Raw genomic sequence first — 18,801 nt, 5'->3', positions numbered from 1 at the left:
TAAGTTAACCAAACTCTCTAACTATCGTTGCTATCGGCAGAAATAGTGAGAGTTCATTGTCTTGAAAAGGAATAAACTCATACTTGAGATAAAATTCCTTTGCTTGCAAATCGATAGCATCAACTCTCACGGCGTACATACCAATTTCTTGAGAAACACGAACAGCACGATAGAGAGCATCAACTAACAATTCGCCTCCCAAACCTTGTCCTTTAACCGAATTATCTACAGCTAATCTCCCAATCAGCATTGCTGGAATTGGATAGGCTGGCATTCCACTCTGATAAGATTCTGGTAAGGATTCATACTCAATAACGCTACCACTGACAATATAATAGCCATCAATATTCAAGCTTCCTGATGCTGGAATTGCTACAAATGTTTTAGCAATTCCCCTATTATGATTTTGCCGTGCATATTTCTTAAGATAATCATTCAAAATTGCATAACCGCAATCAAAAGAATCTCTTTGATGCTTTTTATCAATTGGTACAAAATTCCATCTTGCCTCGCTATCACTTGTCATACTTCTGTCTATATTTGTGAATAGCAGATTTGAGTTTTCCCTTCAGTTCTGGCGGATTTTCCATTACTGACATAAACAAATCTCTATCAAGATTAGACAGCACCAGCCTTTCATTTGCATCTATATCTTGCTTGGCAACTGGCAAAACATGAAAAAGTGTATAAGCACTCAAAGAAATTCCTTTAAGACTCGCAGCCCGTTCTAATAGTTCTTTTTGCTCTTGCGTAACTCGTAAATCGATGCGGCAATCTTTTGCAGATGATGTTTCTGACATGGCTAATTCCCACCTTTAGCTGAGTCTCTATTTACAGCATAACTAATATTGGTGGACAATGTACACACACTATTTGGAAACAGGATCATTTTTCATCACCTCAAGGTGAATTAAAACACTAGCGTAGACGCGTTGGCGTAGCCTAAGAAGAGAAGCGGCTTGTCGTTAGACATCGCGCCATCCCCAACCATTCCCCACCAACTTAGATAAAATCACTATGGTGCTACTTAACCCTCCCTAAATCTGATGAAAAGCGATCGCTCCCCTTCCCAACCCTCCCTTCAACGTCCTGAAGTACTCGCGCCAGCAGGTAATTGGGACTGTGCTAAAGCTGCTGTGGAAAATGGGGCAGATGCGATTTACTTCGGTTTGGATCGCTTCAACGCCAGAATGCGGGCACAAAACTTTACTGAGGCAGACTTACCGCAATTGATGACATTCTTGCATCGTCGCGGCGTAAAGGGTTATGTCACTGTCAACACACTAATCTTTCCCAAAGAACTGGCAGAAGCACAGCAATATCTCCGCACAATTATTGCAGCAGGTGTGGATGCGGTGATTGTCCAGGATGTGGGTATATGCCGTCTCATCCGTCACCTCTCGCCCGATTTTCCCATCCATGCTTCCACGCAAATGACCATCACCAGTGCGGCTGGAGTGGAATTTGCCAAGTCCCTCGGTTGTCAGTTAGTGGTGCTGGCGCGTGAATGTTCTCTTCAGGAAATCAATAAAATTCAGCAGCAGATTGCCCAACAAGAAACTTCACTACCCTTGGAAGTCTTTGTTCACGGTGCTTTGTGCGTAGCGTATTCTGGTCAATGTTTGACTAGCGAGGCTTTAGGCGGACGTTCTGCCAACCGAGGTGAATGTGCCCAAGCTTGCCGGATGCCCTACGATTTAATCGCTGATGGGGAAGTTGTGAATTTAAAAGAACGCAAATATTTACTCAGTCCTCAAGACCTAGCAGGGTTAGATGTTTTGCCAGATTTGGTGAAATCTGGAGTAACTTGTCTCAAGATTGAAGGTCGTTTGAAAGCCCCAGAATATGTTGCTAATGTCACCCGTGTTTATCGACAAGCGCTAGATCGGGTGATGGAGGAGATCCCCTCTAGACCCCCTTCAAAAGGGGAGAACATAGCCCCCCTTTTGAAGGGGGGTTGGGGGGATCTTCCGCTTAATCAACAACGGGCAACAGATCAAGAACACTACAACCTAGAAATGGCATTTTCTCGCGGACTCTACACGGGTTGGTTTAGCGGAATTAATAATCAGGAACTAGTTCACGCCCGCTTTGGTAAAAAACGTGGGGTTTATTTAGGTGAAGTCAGTCGCATTCACAACGAACAAATAACAGTCAGACTGGAAGCGCCTGTAAAACCGGGAGATGGAATTGTATTTGACTGCGGACATCCAGAGGCGAAGGAAGAAGGCGGTCGGGTTTATGCTGTGGTGTCCAAAGGTAAAGAAACTTTGCTTACCTTTGGGCGAAATGACTTGAACCTGCGCCGAGTGCATATAGGCGATCGCATTTGGAAAACCAGCGATCCAGAATTAGATAAGCAAGTGCGTCAGAGTTTTGCTGGCGAGAACCCACAATTTCAGCGTCCGATTGACTTGGAGGTTTATGGAGAAGTTGGTCAGCCATTGATTGCGATCGCCCGCGATCGACTCGGTAATATTGTACAGGTAGAGTCAGCAATTTCACTAGTAGAAGCGCACACCAAACCCCTAGATACAGACCGTTTACAAGAACAATTCGGTCGTCTCGGCAACACACCTTTCTGTTTAGAAACACTAACCAACCACCTCATCGGTGCGATTATGCTACCCGTAAGTGAGTTAAACCGGATGCGGCGGGAAATCGTCGTGCAGTTGGAAGAATTGCGAAGTCAACCCAAACGCTGGGAATTACATTCTGATATCTCTTTGAAAGACTTACTCCCCTCCTCATCTCCCTCATCTCCCTCATCTCCCTCATCTCCCTCACTCATCGTCTTAGTACGAAACCTCAAACAACTCCAAGCTGCCCTCAAAGCTGGTATTGAAACCCTCTACTGTGAATTTGAAGATCCCCGCGCCTACCGAGACGCGGTGCAAATGGTACGCCAACAACAGCAGAAAAACAAAGCAGACAATTCTTCACTCCCCACTCCCAACTCCTGTACAGACGCGATTAATCGCGTCTCTACTCAATACTCCTGTACAGACGCGATTAATCGCGTCTCTACTCAATACTCCTGTACAGACGCGATTAATCGCGTCTCTACTCAATACTCCTGTACAGACGCGATTAATCGCGTCTCTCCCCACTCCCCACTCCCCACTATCTGGGTTGCACCACCCCGAATTACTAAATCGGGGGAAAATTGGATTTTGCAGCAAGTCCGTGCCTGTGAAGCAGATGGCTATCTAATACGGAATTATGACCAATTGCAATTCTTTGCTCAAGACCGTTGTATTGGAGATTTTTCGCTCAACGTTGCTAATCCCTTAACAGCAGACTACTTTCAGCAACGCTTTGGTTTAGAAAGGCTAACGGCATCCTACGACCTGAATATTACCCAACTGCAAGACCTGCTCACCAGTTGTCCACCCCAGTGGTTTGAGGTAACAATCCATCAACATGTACCGATGTTTCACATGGAGCATTGTGTCTTTTGTGCCTTTCTATCGACAGGTACAGACTACACTAACTGTGGACGACCTTGTGAAAAGCAGGAAGTGAAATTGCGCGATCGCGTTGGTAGCGAACATGTCCTCAAAGCGGATGTAGGTTGTCGCAATACTGTATTTAACGGCACTGCTCAAACGGGAGCCGAGTACGTACAGTGCCTCATAGAACTGGGATTACGTCGCTTTCGCATCGAGTTTGTCAATGAAACACCAGAACAAGTGAGTAAAACAATACATTGCTACAGTCAACTACTGGAAGGTGAGATTACAGGTTCTCAACTCTGGCGTGAGTTGAAACTGCAAAATCAATTAGGCGTGACTCGTGGCCCTATGGGAGTGTCAAAATAATTCGTAATTTATAATTCGTAATTCGTAATTATTACCCTACGGCTAAAGTCGGGGGCTAGAAATAAGGAATAAATTTATTTGTCTCCATAAACTTTAGTCAGTTGCTCTGTGCCTTTAATTACGAATTACGAATTACGAATTAGTAATTATTTGGTCTGCATTGCGGTCATAATTGATTTTGCGAACGCCCAGCTTGAAAAATCTGTTCGGCGGTCAAGTTTAATTCTGGGAATGTAGGGGATATGATGCAGTCATTTCCCCGAAACAGGTTAACCTCATACTCACCATCTACCAAATAGTAAATGGAAATAGTAGGTTGTTTGGGATTACCTATGTACCTACTACCGCCCAAAGCTAAATAATCAGTAATCCAGTATTCAGGAACGCCAAAAGTTTCGTAGTCAACCAGTTTGTGTGCATAATCATCTTTCCAATTAGTGCTGACGACTTCAATAACTAGGGGAACGGACGCAGCTTGAGTAACCGTTGATGACTTTTTCCACATCGGTTCTGATGAAAGATTCTTTTGATTTATCACTATCACATCAGGCGAATAACCAGATTCTTTGTCAGGAACTTTGACGAGTGCTTGCTTGGGTATAAGGTATGGGAGACTCAGCCGTTCAAATTCTACGTTTAGTTTTTTAGCTAAAAAACCATTAATCTCTTCATGATCTCCTACTGGCTGCATTTCAACAATTACCCCATCGTGTAGTTCATAGCGTCCGCCATCTGGCTTCCAATTCAGGAATTCTTCAAAAGCGATCGTTTTTGGTAAGGCTTGAAACATCACACTTACTCCTGATTCTGGTTTAGAGTTTAGCAAATTACTTGGTATCACATCACTGAGGAGAATCGTTATAATAACCAGATAGACGTGATTGTAGTCAATGAATGTCATGGAAATCAAAAATATCAAGGAAGAAGCACGACGGCTAATTGACAAATTGCCAGAAAATTTGACATGGGATGATTTAATGTATGAAATCTATGTAAGACAAGCAATAGAAGCGGGATTAAGTGATAGTGAAGCGGGAAGAGTTGTTTCTGTTGAAGAAGTACGTGCAAAATTTGGATTGCAACCGTGAAAGTTTTTTGGACAGAAACAGCCGTTAATCATTTATCCTCTATTTATACCTATATATCTCAAAATTCTCCTCACTATGCTCAAAGACTGGTTGAGCGATTAACTCAACGCTCTGAGCAAATTGCCCAATTTCCATTATCGGGTCGCATTGTCCCAGAATTTGAAACTAAGCAGATTAGAGAAGTTATTGAAGGCTCTTATCGCATTATTTATTATATTAAGTCTGACCAAATTGATGTTCTTGCTGTTCTTCATGGTTCTCAACAAATCGAATCTATCATTGATAAAACTTGATTCTTTGCCAGGAACTTTGACTAATGCTTGCTTGGGTATGAGGCATGGGAGTTTTAAACGTTTGAACTCTAAAGTTATTTCACCACCTAAAAAACCATTAATCTCTTCATGATCTCCTACTGGCTGCATTTCAACAATTGCTCCGTCGTGTAGTTCATAGCATCCGACATCTGGCTTCCAATTGAGGAGTTCTTCAAAAGCGATCGTTTTTGGTAAAGCTTGAAACATCACACTTACTCCTGATGATGATTCAAAGTTTAGCAAATTATTTGGTATTACTCACTTGACCCTCAGATCCCCGACTTCTTTAAGAAGTTGTGGAGTTAAATCGACATAAAACCTCACTAGATAACGCCAAAACAAGGAATCCAGAAGATTTGACAAAATTTTGTATCTATTTTGGTAACAATGTTATTTCAGATTGATGAACGTTATAAACTCAACATTGGAATCACAGAAAGATTCCTTAGAGGTTGTTTAAAAAGTCTTCTTGTCGGTAGCAAAAGGTTCTAGAACCCCTTAAATCACCCGATAAATTTGGGGACTTTGATTCCGGTTCCCCCCTTTTTAAGGGGGGTTAGGGGGGATCAATAAGTGCCTAAAATCACAGCCGACCACTTTTCAAACATCCTCTTAAGGAATTCAACCATAAATATCTAAACCCAACTAACTGAAAGGTTATTGAGGCTTCAGCATGAAGAAGAACGCTAAATTTGAGTGTAATTTTTGCTGCTCATTTTCTCATGTTTCTCGTTATAGTTTAACTGTATTACTGAGTGTGGTTTTTCTATCTGATGCGGTAGGTGCAACATCGATAAGTAGATGGTTGCAGATAAGACAACAGATGCAAGCTGACTCGCAAAAGTCAATTGATACTGCGGTAGAACAAGGGTATACAGATTCGTTTTCAGAAAAAATAGCGAAAAAAGTCTCTGCTAACGTCAAAATAGCGCAGTCGCCAGATGCGAAACCACAAAATACAAACCCTGCGCCAAGTGAAGCCGAGGCTAAAATTAAGCCACTTTGGGATAAAGCACACCAACTGTTAAAAGAAGGAGATCAACTACGGAATCAACCATCAGCAGCAGCACTACGACAGGCAATTACTAAATTTGAAGAAGCGTTGAAAATCTGGAGATTACCAGAAGTGCGTGCAGCAAAACCTCAAGAAGCACCTTTTGGGGAGGCTGTTACACTTTCTTTGATTGGTAGTACCTACACCACCCTAACAGAAAACACAAAAGCTGTGGGATATTTGGAGCAAGCATTAGCTATTGTGCAGGAATCACAGCAATCAGAGGCTCGTGAATGGAAAGCTTTAATATTAAAATCACTTGGTATTGTTTATCAACAATTAGGGGAAAAGCAAAAAGCGATTGATGCTTATAACCAAGCACAGTCACTATATCATGCTGACAAACAACCCAAAAAAGAGGCTGATGTACTGTGGAGCATTGCTGTAGTTTATAAAGTATTTGGCGAACCGAAAAAAGAGCGTGACTTTTTAGAAAGAGCTTTGGCAATTCAAAAGGCAAATGATGACTTACCAGGGCAAGCAAAGACGCTTGGGAGTATTGCTGTAAACTACGACCTATTGGGTGAAACAAATAAAGCCCTTGATTACTATCAGCAAGTGCTGAAAATATACAGCCAAACTAAAAATTTATTTGGACAGGCAGAGACATTTGCAAATATAGGTTTAGCCTACAGTTTCAGAGGCGATCGCTCTTCAGCCGAGAAATCTTTTCAGCAGGCATTAGAGTTACAAAAGACAAACGCAAGACAAATACAGCAGGACACAACAAATCCATTTGGTCGTATAGATTTTTTGAATAGCCAAATGAGGATTCTCGCTTTAATTGCCATTAGCTACTCTTCTCTGGGTGATCTACAGCAGCAGATTGTCTACTTCAATAAAGCAAGAACTATCGCTCATCAGCTAGGTAATTTCCAGATGGAAGCAAATTTTATTTCCAGTATTGGTGATGCGTACTATCTATTAGGTGAGACACAAAAAGCTCTTGAAAATCTCAATCAAGCCCTAAAGCTTCAACGCGACATTCATGATTCTCAAGGAGAGGCTGAAACACTTGTAAGCATTGCCTCTATTCATACAAAATCAACAGAATTTCAACAAGCCCTAGATATACTCTTTAACCAAGCACTAGAAATTTCTAAAAGACAGCAAAAGCCTAGTATAGAAGCAAAGACTCTCCATGAGATAGCTAAGGTGTACCAATATTTAGGAGCCTATGACTTAAGCATTGATAAATATAAGGAAGTTTTGAAGATATATCAGCAAAGCGATCCGAGTTTAATAGTAACTGGTTTTTATGCAATAGGCACTGTTTATCTAGAACTCTGCTTATATCAAAAAAAAGCAGAAGATTGCCATCAAGCATTGAAATATTTTGAGGATGCGTTAAAGTATGCCGGGGAACGATACTTGACGAAAAATTATATTCTTTTTTCTACTGCAAAGGCTTATGAGTTATTAAAGGAATATCCCAAAGCTATTGCTAAGGCTAAACAAGCTTTAGAACTGTCTCGAAAAAAGAATATCAAAGCAGCTGAAATTTATGCCCTTCGTGCTTTAAGCACCGCCTATGAAGGTGCAGGAGATTATCAAAATGCCCTTGATGCTAGCAAACAAAGTTTGTCGCTATCACAGCAGTTAGGAGATGTATCATCACAAGCTATCGCCTACAAAAACCGAGGTAAGATTTACATCTCTATGAAGCAGCCGCAGCAGGCGATAGAGGCTTACAACCAAGAACTGAAGCTAAGGCAGCATGATCAAATATCTTACCCAACTCATTCACTTTATAAAATAGCCATCATTGAGGGCGACAGAGGAAATCTCAACCAAGCCAAGACGCACATAGAAACTGTCATAAACATCATTGAGAATACGCGCAGCAAAGTCAACAGCGATGATTTACGTTCTTCCTACTTCGCCACAGTGCAAGATTATTACAAGTTCTACATTGACTTGTTGATGCAGTTGCACAAAAAAGACCCATCAAAAGGATACAACGCATTAGCATTGCACATTAGCGAACGTTCTCGCGCCAGGGTATTAGTCGAACTGTTAAAAGAAAGTAATGTCAATCTCCGTAAAGACATTGATCCGCAACTATTAGCAGAAGAACGCCGTTTAAATTTTAAATTGAATGCCAAAGATAAGTTTTTATCAGACTTATTCAGTCGAAAGGAACCACCCACCGAACTAATCACAAAAACCAAACAAGAAATTACAAATATTATCCAAGAATCGCAATCAATTTCTGAAAAAATCAGGGCAACTAACCCAGAACGTGCAGAATTAGTTGACCCAAAAGACGTACTGGAATTGTCAGCAATTCAACAACAACTAGATCAAGATACCGTAATGTTGCAATATTCCTTGGGTGAAAAACACAGTTATCTGTGGGTAGTCACTCCTAATTCTCTAGAAAGCTACGAACTTCCCGGACAAGAAAAGATAGCGAAAGCTGCAAATAAATTTAACAGTTTTGTAAAGCAGCCACTAAATCAGGGAGCAACCGCAGCAGACAACGCCGAAGCTGTTGCAAATACAGGGGAAGCAGCAGACGCACTCAGTCAAATTATCCTCGCACCTGTAGCTAGGAAGTTAGGAAATAAACGTTTAGTTATTGTTGCTGATGGGATTTTACATCAAGTACCATTCGCGGCTTTAAACGAACTGAGAAAATCGTCAGCCAGTGCAGAATATCAACCTTTAGTTGTGAATCATGAAATTGTCAACCTCCCTTCAATATCTAGCATTGCAACTCACAGAAAGAAACTAAAAGGACGCAAGATTGCACCCAAAACTCTAGCCGTTCTCGCTAATCCTGTGTTTACTGTTGATGATGCGCGGTTGAAGAATGATAAACCCTCAACTGTAGAAAACAACCTTGACCGTTCTGCTTTAGAAACGTCTTTGAGAAACATCAATCGGGACAAATTAGACCCACTCCCAGGTACAAAAGACGAAGGAGAGGCGATTCTTAGCTTGGTGAATTCTCCTGGTGAAAAGCTTTCTGCCTTTGACTTTGATGCCAACTACAACTTTGCAACTAGTAAACAGTTGAGCCAATATCGCCTGCTGCTGTTCGCCACTCACGGCATTTTCGACCCTGTGAACCCAGGCTTATCAGGTATCGTGCTGTCTCTCGTAGATAAACAAGGTAAACCCCAAACCAGAGGCTTCCTACGGCTCAACGATATTTTTAACCTCGATTTACCAGCAGAGTTGATAGTGCTAAGTGCTTGTGAAAGTGGTCGAGCGCAGGATGTCCAAGGTGAAGGACTGGTGGGCTTGACAAGAGGCTTTATGTATGCAGGTGCAGCTAGAGTTACCGTGTCTCTGTGGAACGTGAACGATCAATCTACCAAGGAGTTAATGATTGGATTCTACAAACAAATATTGGAACAAAAAAAATCTCCCGCCGCCGCCCTTAATGTCGCTCAACGCCAAATGTGGCAAGGGAAAGATTTTCAAGGAAAGGATTTGAAAAATCCAGCTTGGAAACATCCCCGTTATTGGGCGGCTTTCACCCTGCAAGGTGAGTGGCGGTGAATTACTTAATTGACCTTCTCCTAAAAGGCTACCGTGTACACACAAGTCTTTTAGAGTGGCTCCACAGACTTTTAACATTTTTGAGGGGTCTAATATCAAGTACGTCGGATTACTTATAATAAAATCTATCAATGTAGGTTGGGTTGAACGGGAGTGAAACCCAACATGAACAAGGATAAAATGTTGGGTTTCGTTCCTCAACCCAACCTACAAATATTATAAGTGTTTAACCGAACCTGATATAAGTCCCTCGCTTCTAACAAACGACAAGTTTTGCGGTGGGGTTAAAATCCCCAGACGCTCTCGAAGAGACGCTAAAAGCGAACGCGGACTCGAAGAGAGCAACTCTTGGAGACGCACTCGCGTTCGCTAATGCAAAACAAAATTTACGAAAGCGTTGCGTTAGCGAGTCCGCGAGCGTCATTACGAATTACGAATTACGAATTATTTTAATCCCCCAACCCCTCTTGAAAAGCAAAGCTGTTTCATTCCCTCAAAAGCTCAAAAAAGACTTGTGTTCTGAACGAAAGTACTTGTGTTCTGAACGAAAGTCCTTGTGTTCTGAACGAAAGTCCTTGTGTTCTGAACGAAAGTCCTCGTGTTCTGAACGAAAGTCCTCGTGTTCTGAACGAAAGTCCTCGTGTTCTGAACGAAAGTCCTCGTGTTCTGAACGAAAGTCCTTGTGTTCTGAACGAAAGTCGTTGTGTTCTGAACGAAAGTCCTTGTGTTCTGAACGAAAGTACTTGTGTGTACACCGTAGCCTAAAAGGAGAGAGAACTGGAAGAAAACGCAATTTAAAGCCTATCTCCTCCCAGGAGAGAGGTCTAGGGGACTTCCAAATAAAAAATATCCGATTATTTCTTGTGGGGTGGGCGTCTCGCCCGCCCGTAATCAAGGGCGGGCAAGATGCCCACCCCACAAGTAGTAGCTATTTCTTGGAAATCCCTAATCTCAAATTTTCACTTTTAACTCAGGAGTAAAATCAATGCGTAAACCGTCTATTTACAAACAACTGCTTGCTTTCTTTATCGCCGGAATTGTCGGTTTTACCACTTTAGGTGGTTGGATATCAGTCCAAGCAGAAACAGAATCACCGATATCGCCAAATACAGAACAGCTGAATTTGGTAGGGAATGGTAAACCCTTCAAACCAGATGATCTCGAACAGTCGGACAAACCTTATGAAGGCGATCGCGGTATCCCCACAGGTATAGATAACCGTATCCCCATGTTGAGTAGAAATTATCCTTGGTCAACTATCGGACGAGTGCAAGGCACAGCAGCCGATGCTAAAAGCTATTATTGTACAGGCACACTGGTTGCTAGTGATATAGTTTTGACAAACGCCCACTGTGTAATTGACCCTGAGACTCATCAACTCAGTAAAGAACTTCGGTTTATACCCAATGCTATTAATGGCAAGTCCCAAAGTTCTAAAGATATTGCTACAGTACAAAATATTGCGAAAAACGTACTTTATGGTACAGACTTCAAGAATGGCGGCTTTGATAACGTCCAAAATCAAAGCAATGATTGGGCATTGATCAGAATTAATCAGCCATTGGGTCGTAAATATGGTTATTTAGGATGGCAATCTGTGTCTGCTTCCACTTTGATTAAGCAGAAGCGAAAACAACTTTTCTTTGTTGGTTACTCTAGTGATTACCCAGACCCCAGCAAAGAAGGCTATGAATTCTTGACTGCCGGCAAAGGCTGGACAGCTGGTTATGAAAATGGTTGTAGCATTGTTGGCGATGAGTCAAACCTTTTTTATCATGATTGCGCCACCGCAGCCGGTGCTTCCGGTGGGCCAATTATTGATGTAATTGATGGTCTGCCATATATTGTTGCCCTGAATAACGGTGAGATTACAATTCCTCGCACAGGCCAAGATGTTATCAACTTTGCGGTGAAAATGGATTTCTTGGATAAGTTGACCAAATAATTACTAATTCGTAATTCGTAATGACGCTCGAGGACTCGCTCTAAGCGAAGCTATGCCGAAGGCTTTACGCTGCGCTAACGTAATTCGTAATTAATTAGTCAAGTTAGTCATTAATTAATAATTAATTAATTCCGGGTACAGAGCAACTAACTTCAGAATATTCGTAGGTTGGGTTGAGGCAATGGGTTACCCAACAAACCCCGCTCTTAGGTTGGGTTTCGTTCCTCAACCCAACCTACACATTTTTATTTTTTAGGCAAAACCTACGCAGTATTGATATTCCACCACAACAAAAAGGTTTTATTACATTCAATTAGGAACCACCATAGTTATTTATGAATAATATTTCGACAAGCAATAATTGGGACACTTCCCTTTATGAAGATAAACACGCTTTCGTATGGCAGTATGGTGAGGACTTGTTACAATTACTTAACCCTAAGCTAGGGGAATCGATTTTGGATCTCGGCTGTGGTACTGGACAACTCACAGAAAAAATTGCCCAAGCTGGTGCTGAAGTAATGGGAGTTGATCATGCACCCGCGATGATCGAAAAGGCCAGACAAAACTATCCCCATATCCACTTTGATGTTGCTGATGCTAGAAACTTTCAAGTAGATAAGCCATTGGATGCTGTGTTTTCCAACGCTGTATTACATTGGGTGAAAGAAGCAGATAGTGCGATCGCTTCCATACATCAATCCCTAAAACCCGGAGGCCGTTTTGTGGCAGAATTTGGTGGTAAGGGAAATGTGCAGGCGATCGCCACAGTTTTGGAAAGCGCCTTAGAAGCAATTAATATCTCCGCACAAGCCCTAAATCCGTGGTATTTCCCTAGTATTGGTGAATACGCCACCTTACTAGAACAGCAAGGCTTTGATGTCATTCATGCCATGCTTTTTGCTCGTCCAACTCCTTTAGCAGACGCAGAAGCAGGTATGGCAAACTGGATTCAGATGTTCGCCAGCAGTTTTTTAACAGGACTTTCTAGTGAGCAACAAATACAAATAATTCGCGTCGTCGAAGAATATCTTAAGCCAACACTGTATCAACAAGGAACTTGGTTAGCAGACTATCGAAGAATTCGCATCGTTGCCATTAAACTTTAAATTGTGCGAATTTTGACTTATGCCTTAATTACGAATTACGAATTACGAATTACGAATTAGTTATGCATATACCTAAATTGTGCGTTCGCCAGACATGGTTTTCATTACTACTAACCATTAGCCTCACTAATTTACTAGTCCCGCCCTCGCTAGCGCAAACCCCCGCAATACCATCGCCTTCTAATGCGCCTCTGGAACTAGACTTATTGACCAAACCAAAAGATTATGTAATCACAGCTAACACCATAAACCCAGAACGATTAACCGTTCCTAGTTTATGGTGGGCACAACAAAACTCTGAGAGAAAGCTATTGGATAATTGGATAGCATATCCACCTTCTGAAAAAGAACCTGCACGAGTAGACTTGATCGTGAATGAGCAAATTTGGAGCTTACTAGACTCTATACAGCGCTACGACTTCGTAAATCGCTTGGGTAGCGCTGCACGTAACTTTGGTTACAACGTCCGGGTATTTAATTATCAAAAAGAACCCTTAGCAACCTACACTTGCAACTTTAGTACAAGTCCAGCTTTATGCAGTATTCAAACGAGTGTTAAGAACAAGATAGGGTTACAGCGTTCTTTGTAGAAAAAAGAGAGTGGTAGAGACGCGATTAATCGCGTCTGAGTTGGGAAGGGCACAAGGGGAACAGGAGAATCACCTATGCCCAATCCCCAATTAAATTTTAATTTTGGCGAATAAAGACTCGTATTGTTTTATTGTTGATGGGGGTAAGGGAAGCAAAAATTCGCTTTTATCAAAAACTTCGCGTAGGCGTAGCCCGTCGTAGACATCGCTCTGTAAAATACTCCGTAATGGTTCTTGGATATCGGAAGCGACAATATTTGTAGAAATTGGCGAATTACTTTTGGTCAGCACCGAAATTTGTTTAGCTGTGCTTGGTTGCCAACAAAAGTCAATCCATTGATCTGATAAAGTACCCTTAGTAGTAATACCTGCGGGACGTACCCACAAGTCTGCCCAGATTGCTGTTCCTGACTGGGGGATAACTGCACCAAGTTGCGGATAACGTCCCAGAACTTGCACTACATCGCTTGACCAACCAACCGCTAGCCAAGTGTCTCCCATAATTAGAGGTTCTAAGTAGTTATTGGAGCTGTAGAACTTTACCTGTTGGTTTAATGCCTGTAATTCCTTTTCCAAGTCTGGTACTTGGTCAAGATTCTCTGTATTATAAGATTTTCCTAGCTTCTTTAAGACCAAACCAATAACTTCTCGTGGTTGATTGAGTAGGGAAATCTGCTGCCGCACTCCCTCTCGCCACAAATCACTCCAATCTTTGGGCATCCATCCCAATTTTTGCAACTTGTCACGGTTATAAACAATCACTGTGCTACCCCACCGATAAGGCGCACCCCACACCTTCCCTTGAGTATCCAAGTTACCTTGGTCGTTGCGCGTTACCAGTTGTTTCCACCTTTCATCTAAAGCAGACCACTGCTTTAATTGGTTTCCCTGTACCTCTTGGAGTGGTTGAATCAGTTTCTGCTCGATAGCTGCTTTTAACCAGTAATCTCCCAATGTCACTAGGTCTGCATCGGCTGTTTTTTGATCTTGCCTAAAGGGTATAAAGCGTCTCCATCCCTGCTCATCTGTGGCTTTGGGTTTCTGCTGCCAATTTTGTAATTGCTGAAATAAACCTTGTATCTGCTCAACTGGAGCAAACTTTAACTGCACCTCTTGCTGCAAACCTTTGTGGAACTGATTAACTACCTGACCAGGTATAGAACCTTTTAATAACTGTACTTTTAGTTGCGTCTGGTTGTTTCCACCACAGCCAAAAAGCAGTTGTGAAAGTGCCAATGTGCTTGTACTTAGCAAAAAAGACCGTCGATCCATTGATTTTGGATTTGAGATTTTTGATTATACCTAATATTAAGCAGAGATATCACCAGAGGCTGACTAACTGAAAAAGTGTAGTTAGAAAATTAGCGGTATTTTTTCTTGTTAATAGCGCTAATTTTGAATATCTGACTTAAATTAGCGATTTTTTAGGCAAATAGCTACCTAAAGATTAATTTTTCTCCATAAATTTCCTCATTAGTACTTATGTCCAAATTTTACTTATGTTTAGAAGTAATGATTTAAATGTCACATTTGCACCAAAAATTATCAATACTTAAATAATCCCTAAGTATAGTTAATGTTGAGAGTAAATTGAATAACATATAGAAAATGTACGGATGAGGGTATTAAATGGAGCCATTACAGAAGCAAATCCTGACTTTAAGCCAAAAACTGGATGCCCTCTGCCAAGTGATTGAGCAGCTTGATTGTAAAGTTTCTCAAGCTTTCTCAGAGTGTTCTCTAGCGAATACACAAGCAAAGCATAATGAGCAGGAAAATGGCGCGGCTGGAGGCTACCAGTTCAAAGGACGTAACAATTTAAATCCAGAAATGGAACACAAGGATGTATTGACAGATGGCATTTATCTAGACATGCATCGTCAAGCTGGAGATAATATAACACCAGAAATTCAAATACAACGACTGACAGCGCAATTAACAGCAGCATACAATCGCATTGCGGCCTTGGAAGAACAATTACTTAGAGAGAGAATTCATTAAATAATTCGTAATTCGTAATGACGCTCGTTCCTCGCTACCGCTACGCTAACGTAATTCGTAATTCGTAATGGGCGCAGAGCCTTGCTAAATTTAATTCGCTACGAATTAATGAGATGCTGTACTTAGCCGTTCAAGTTGGGCTTCAATGGCTGCCAAAAGTTGGTTTTGCTGCCAATTTTGGCTAAGATGGGCGGCTATGCAAGCTGCTCCAGCGCCCATACCTTCTTTTACAAAGCCCTGCTCATAAGCTCTGAGTTGGGGATAACGAGAATCAGCAAAGCTCAGATGAGTTGCCAATAGGGGAGGGATTCTTCCACTCTTAATTAAGCTGGCTTTTTCTAAGCTGAGGGCTAAGTCAACTGTAGCTCCAGTAGGATCTTCTGCCACCCAGCGAGTTGTGCCTACAACTACTTCTTGTGGTTGCCATGATAAGGCGTAAGTTTGAGCGATCGCACTGATCAACGCATAAACCGCCAGCATTTGCGTCCCACCAGCAAGCATTACACCACAACTCCGACTAGCAGCGATCGCCATCCCAGCTACCACCACTTGCATCGGATCACCCACAGCAGCGACGAGTTGCAAGGGGTTAACTAGGGAAGATGAGGACAAAGTAAAATTTTCTCCCCTTGCTCCCCCTGCTCCCGTTCGGCTACGCTCACGGCAAGCCTGCTCCCTGCTCCCCCTCATCTTCTCCAGCCCAGCTTGCACTAGTGCCCACTTTTGCGCGTGGTTACAAATAGGGTGGCTACTATTAACTTTTCCGGCAGCATCTATACCCAAACCAGTTAAGATTGCCAGGGCAGTTGTAGTGCCTCCAACGACGCACTCACCGAGAATCACATACTTATGTTGGTTATTGGCAGCAAGGCGTTCTCCCCAAAGTAGCCCTTGTTTAAACAAGTGGTATACCGTTGTGTTTTCCATAGCAGCACCACTACTTAAACACTTAGCAGCCGTGCCCCCCAAATCAATTACTGGCACAGCCGGAGGCTGGGATAAACCAGCATTAAACAAATGAACTGGTATCTTTAGTGACTCAAAGACAGCGCGAGAAATCAGCACAGGTGAAGCCCCAGCCGCTAATGGTGGTAAGGGATATTGGGCTTTATGTTCTGGGCCATAATACAAAAACTCGGCATCGGCACAAGCAGTATATTTCCGATCTTCTGGAGTGCGACCGGCTGCTGAAATCCCTGGAATTAAACCAGTTTCAGTAAATCCTAAAACACAGGCAAATACGGGTAGACAGCCACGATACCGTCGTAGCCATTCTTCACCCTGTTCTTTTTGCGTATAAATGCGAATTTGGGAATTGGGCATTGGGTATTAGTTAGGACTTATCATTTAACCAAAGACAAATGACAAATGACTAATGACAAATGACTAATAACTATCCTTCATAATCCATGAGGACTTGCACCCAGCGTGGTGGACGGGGAATGGGGTTGCCCAGGCGATCAAAAAGCAACCATGCTGCCAGGTGTACCACAAAAAGGTAGATAAAGTTGTTGAGTACAATTAAAGCGATCGCTCCCACTTGAATCAAAAACACACTGGGACTCGCCAACAAACTCAAGTTAAAAAATACCCACTCTATGAACTCAGTCACCTGGGTAATTACATAAATCCACAGGTCTTCACCTGACAACACAGACAGCAACCACAGCCGAAAAAAGAATCCCAAAGTACCCAACAGCGTACCCAAGGTTATAGAAACAATCCAGGGAACACGACGACGATACCACGTCGCTCCTAAAAGCACGCCCATAAACCCGTAGGGCATGACAAACAGCAAACTGCGGGCTGGCCCCATTAGTACTGTCAGCAGTAACCCGGAGGTGAGTGCTGCCATCCATGCCGCACGCCTACCCCAACGCAGATAAACTAGAGCGATCGGTACCGGAAAAAATATCCGCAGAACTGGCCCCAAGGGAAAGTAGAAATTAATAAACCAAATCAAGCTAGCGGCACTGGCTAAAAACGCCGTTTCCACCATCCTCAAGGGCGCATCAGCCTTGAGTTGAGGAGGCATTAACTGCTGTTCTTTGTCTAACCAATGATTGTGGGGAGTTGGAGATCCAGGGGATGGATCTTTCTCCGGCTCATCTGGGAGAGAATCTAAAATACTCATATCTGACAAGTTTTTAACAGATTGCAAAAGTCCCCACCTTCTCTGCGTCCCTTGCGCGTGTCGCAGACAGACGCTAACGCGAACAATTTACTCATAAGGTAGGGATTGTCAGGGGGTGATAACAATTGCATCGAATATTGATTTTTTGCTGACTAAAAAATCAATATTCGATGTATGATAGCAAAGCGCTAGCGAGTCATCGAGCGTCGGAATCACCAATTTTTCGGGTATTATAGTTAGTGTCTTGACCATCAATGCCATAAGCGAAAACCAAGCTAATAGGTATATGTTGCAAGAAAAAGATTTGGGTCTTGGGAACCAGGACTTCTGCCCTTGGAGGGAATGTCAGACCAATAGAACTACGGAGACAAGAGAGGCTATTCCCGATGAATTGGGAAGCCTCGTCCGTCTATAGGTTGAGGTAGTTCACACGATCATTCTTTCCAAGGCTGACAAATCGGGAATGCAAATAGTGTCTTGATCCCGTTTAATCAAGCCTTTTTTTTCTAGCCTTGTCAACACTCTTGTCACAGTTTCCCGCGCCAGTCCACTCAAACTACTCAATTCCCGATGAGGTAAATTCGGGATTTCGGTTCCTGTTTGCCCTTTTTTTCCCTGTCCTTCTGCCAAAAATACCAACGTATCTGCCACCCGTGACTGGCTATCAGATTCCCGCAACCGCAATCGGCGATTTACTTGCCGCAAACGTCGTGCCATTAGTTGCGCCAATCGAACTCCTGCTAAGGGTTCTACCTGAAGTAACTTGACAAAATCCTGAGCAGGCATACTACCAATTACCGTCGGGGCTAAGGTAATCACATCTGTGGAGCGAGGCACTTCATCTAGCGCCGCCATTTCACCAAACAATTCCCCTTTGCCGAGAATATTCAGCGTTATCTCTTTTCCTTCCAGATTGTAGGTGCGAATTTTTACCCATCCGTCCAGAATAAAATACACAGAACCGCCCCAGTCATTTTCCAGCAGAATTACCTGATTGGCTGGGTGAGTGCGGGTAACAAGATGGATGAGGGCTGATTCTACAGCAGTTTGTGGCAACCCTTGAAAAAAGGGAGCCGACGACGTGATCATCCAGGAATTAGCCTGTGCTTGCAAGCTATATCGATCTTCCATTACGACATCTTTATTCAAGCGGCTATATACACACAACAAACAAGAGCGCCATTTTTCAGCCTAAGCTATCATTGCACAGCTCCCTTTCAAAAAGAAAACTAAAC

15 protein-coding genes are annotated in these 18,801 nt (G+C 42.6%); 8 read left to right on the top strand and 7 right to left on the bottom strand.

The features are described 5' to 3' along the window. Window positions 1–4: 4 nt before the first annotated feature. Both LC653_RS19125 and LC653_RS19120 read right to left on the bottom strand, forming a co-directional pair. On the bottom strand, window positions 5–526 hold the full coding sequence (locus LC653_RS19125; RefSeq protein ID WP_229496163.1) for a GNAT family N-acetyltransferase: 522 nt from the start codon (window positions 524–526) through the stop codon (window positions 5–7). Next, window positions 516–800: a type II toxin-antitoxin system TacA family antitoxin gene (locus LC653_RS19120; RefSeq protein WP_229496161.1), complete on the bottom strand. Its 285-nt coding sequence runs from the start codon at window positions 798–800 to the stop codon at window positions 516–518. Before LC653_RS19120 ends, LC653_RS19125 begins: the two co-directional genes overlap by 11 nt. A 246-nt stretch (window positions 801–1,046) precedes the next feature. Here LC653_RS19120 and LC653_RS19115 point away from each other — a divergent pair, with 246 nt between their 5' ends. After that, window positions 1,047–3,821, top strand: a complete 2,775-nt coding sequence (locus LC653_RS19115) for a U32 family peptidase (protein ID WP_229496159.1) — start codon at window positions 1,047–1,049, stop codon at window positions 3,819–3,821. A gap of 166 nt (window positions 3,822–3,987) precedes the next feature. Here LC653_RS19115 and LC653_RS19110 read toward each other — a convergent pair whose 3' ends face one another. Continuing rightward, a complete protein-coding gene (locus LC653_RS19110; protein WP_229496157.1) occupies window positions 3,988–4,611 on the bottom strand; it encodes a Uma2 family endonuclease in 624 nt (207 codons plus the stop codon). 109 nt (window positions 4,612–4,720) lie between these two features. On the opposite strand from LC653_RS19110, the gene LC653_RS19105 reads away from it, so the two are divergent. From LC653_RS19105 to LC653_RS19075, 6 genes are all read left to right on the top strand, one after another. Further along, window positions 4,721–4,909 (top strand): hypothetical protein, encoded by a 189-nt coding sequence (locus LC653_RS19105; RefSeq protein WP_229496155.1) that lies wholly within the window; start codon window positions 4,721–4,723, stop codon window positions 4,907–4,909. Continuing rightward, window positions 4,906–5,202 (top strand): type II toxin-antitoxin system RelE/ParE family toxin, encoded by a 297-nt coding sequence (locus tag LC653_RS19100; RefSeq protein WP_229496153.1) that lies wholly within the window; start codon window positions 4,906–4,908, stop codon window positions 5,200–5,202. Before LC653_RS19105 ends, LC653_RS19100 begins: the two co-directional genes overlap by 4 nt. A 694-nt stretch (window positions 5,203–5,896) precedes the next feature. Next, window positions 5,897–9,787, top strand: a complete 3,891-nt coding sequence (locus tag LC653_RS19090; protein ID WP_229496151.1) for a CHAT domain-containing protein — start codon at window positions 5,897–5,899, stop codon at window positions 9,785–9,787. Between the two features lie 985 nt (window positions 9,788–10,772). Next, the gene (locus LC653_RS19085; RefSeq protein ID WP_229496149.1) at window positions 10,773–11,732 is read left to right on the top strand and encodes a trypsin-like serine peptidase; all 960 of its coding nucleotides are present in this window, start codon (window positions 10,773–10,775) and stop codon (window positions 11,730–11,732) included. A gap of 335 nt (window positions 11,733–12,067) precedes the next feature. After that, window positions 12,068–12,841, top strand: a complete 774-nt coding sequence (locus LC653_RS19080) for a class I SAM-dependent methyltransferase (protein ID WP_229496147.1) — start codon at window positions 12,068–12,070, stop codon at window positions 12,839–12,841. Between the two features lie 62 nt (window positions 12,842–12,903). Continuing rightward, window positions 12,904–13,431 (top strand): hypothetical protein, encoded by a 528-nt coding sequence (locus LC653_RS19075; protein WP_229496146.1) that lies wholly within the window; start codon window positions 12,904–12,906, stop codon window positions 13,429–13,431. 90 nt (window positions 13,432–13,521) lie between these two features. Here LC653_RS19075 and LC653_RS19070 read toward each other — a convergent pair whose 3' ends face one another. Next, entirely contained in the window at window positions 13,522–14,703 is a 1,182-nt protein-coding gene (locus LC653_RS19070; RefSeq protein ID WP_229496144.1) for an extracellular solute-binding protein, read from the bottom strand. Between the two features lie 357 nt (window positions 14,704–15,060). Here LC653_RS19070 and LC653_RS19065 point away from each other — a divergent pair, with 357 nt between their 5' ends. Further along, window positions 15,061–15,432: a hypothetical protein gene (locus tag LC653_RS19065; protein ID WP_229496143.1), complete on the top strand. Its 372-nt coding sequence runs from the start codon at window positions 15,061–15,063 to the stop codon at window positions 15,430–15,432. Between the two features lie 105 nt (window positions 15,433–15,537). Here LC653_RS19065 and LC653_RS19060 read toward each other — a convergent pair whose 3' ends face one another. The 3 genes from LC653_RS19060 to LC653_RS19050 all read right to left on the bottom strand — a co-directional run bounded on the left by LC653_RS19060 (window position 15,538) and on the right by LC653_RS19050 (window position 18,697). Further along, a complete protein-coding gene (locus tag LC653_RS19060; protein WP_229496142.1) occupies window positions 15,538–16,755 on the bottom strand; it encodes a nicotinate-nucleotide--dimethylbenzimidazole phosphoribosyltransferase in 1,218 nt (405 codons plus the stop codon). Window positions 16,756–16,825: 70 nt separating this feature from the next. After that, window positions 16,826–17,566, bottom strand: a complete 741-nt coding sequence (locus LC653_RS19055; RefSeq protein ID WP_229488231.1) for a DUF2232 domain-containing protein — start codon at window positions 17,564–17,566, stop codon at window positions 16,826–16,828. A gap of 426 nt (window positions 17,567–17,992) precedes the next feature. Then, window positions 17,993–18,697, bottom strand: coding sequence for a Crp/Fnr family transcriptional regulator (locus tag LC653_RS19050; RefSeq protein WP_229496141.1), 705 nt, complete (start codon window positions 18,695–18,697; stop codon window positions 17,993–17,995). Between the last annotated feature and the right edge of the window lie 104 nt (window positions 18,698–18,801).

It is taken from the genome of Nostoc mirabile CHAB5784 (assembly GCF_020829645.1).
GTDB lineage: Bacteria > Cyanobacteriota > Cyanobacteriia > Cyanobacteriales > Nostocaceae > Nostoc > Nostoc mirabile.
This window is presented reverse-complemented; position numbering and strand designations above follow the sequence as displayed.

What these genes read in the sequence shown, in the direction of transcription:
- LC653_RS19125 (WP_229496163.1), bottom strand. Translation starts at nt 526, where the DNA reads ATGACAAGTGATAGCGAGGCAAGATGGAATTTTGTACCAATTGATAAA.
- LC653_RS19120 (WP_229496161.1), bottom strand. Translation starts at nt 800, where the DNA reads ATGTCAGAAACATCATCTGCAAAAGATTGCCGCATCGATTTACGAGTT.
- LC653_RS19115 (WP_229496159.1), top strand. Translation starts at nt 1,047, where the DNA reads ATGAAAAGCGATCGCTCCCCTTCCCAACCCTCCCTTCAACGTCCTGAA.
- LC653_RS19110 (WP_229496157.1), bottom strand. Translation starts at nt 4,611, where the DNA reads ATGTTTCAAGCCTTACCAAAAACGATCGCTTTTGAAGAATTCCTGAAT.
- LC653_RS19105 (WP_229496155.1), top strand. Translation starts at nt 4,721, where the DNA reads ATGGAAATCAAAAATATCAAGGAAGAAGCACGACGGCTAATTGACAAA.
- LC653_RS19090 (WP_229496151.1), top strand. Translation starts at nt 5,897, where the DNA reads ATGAAGAAGAACGCTAAATTTGAGTGTAATTTTTGCTGCTCATTTTCT.
- LC653_RS19085 (WP_229496149.1), top strand. Translation starts at nt 10,773, where the DNA reads ATGCGTAAACCGTCTATTTACAAACAACTGCTTGCTTTCTTTATCGCC.
- LC653_RS19080 (WP_229496147.1), top strand. Translation starts at nt 12,068, where the DNA reads ATGAATAATATTTCGACAAGCAATAATTGGGACACTTCCCTTTATGAA.
- LC653_RS19075 (WP_229496146.1), top strand. Translation starts at nt 12,904, where the DNA reads ATGCATATACCTAAATTGTGCGTTCGCCAGACATGGTTTTCATTACTA.
- LC653_RS19070 (WP_229496144.1), bottom strand. Translation starts at nt 14,703, where the DNA reads ATGGATCGACGGTCTTTTTTGCTAAGTACAAGCACATTGGCACTTTCA.
- LC653_RS19065 (WP_229496143.1), top strand. Translation starts at nt 15,061, where the DNA reads ATGGAGCCATTACAGAAGCAAATCCTGACTTTAAGCCAAAAACTGGAT.
- LC653_RS19060 (WP_229496142.1), bottom strand. Translation starts at nt 16,755, where the DNA reads ATGCCCAATTCCCAAATTCGCATTTATACGCAAAAAGAACAGGGTGAA.
- LC653_RS19055 (WP_229488231.1), bottom strand. Translation starts at nt 17,566, where the DNA reads ATGAGTATTTTAGATTCTCTCCCAGATGAGCCGGAGAAAGATCCATCC.
- LC653_RS19050 (WP_229496141.1), bottom strand. Translation starts at nt 18,697, where the DNA reads ATGGAAGATCGATATAGCTTGCAAGCACAGGCTAATTCCTGGATGATC.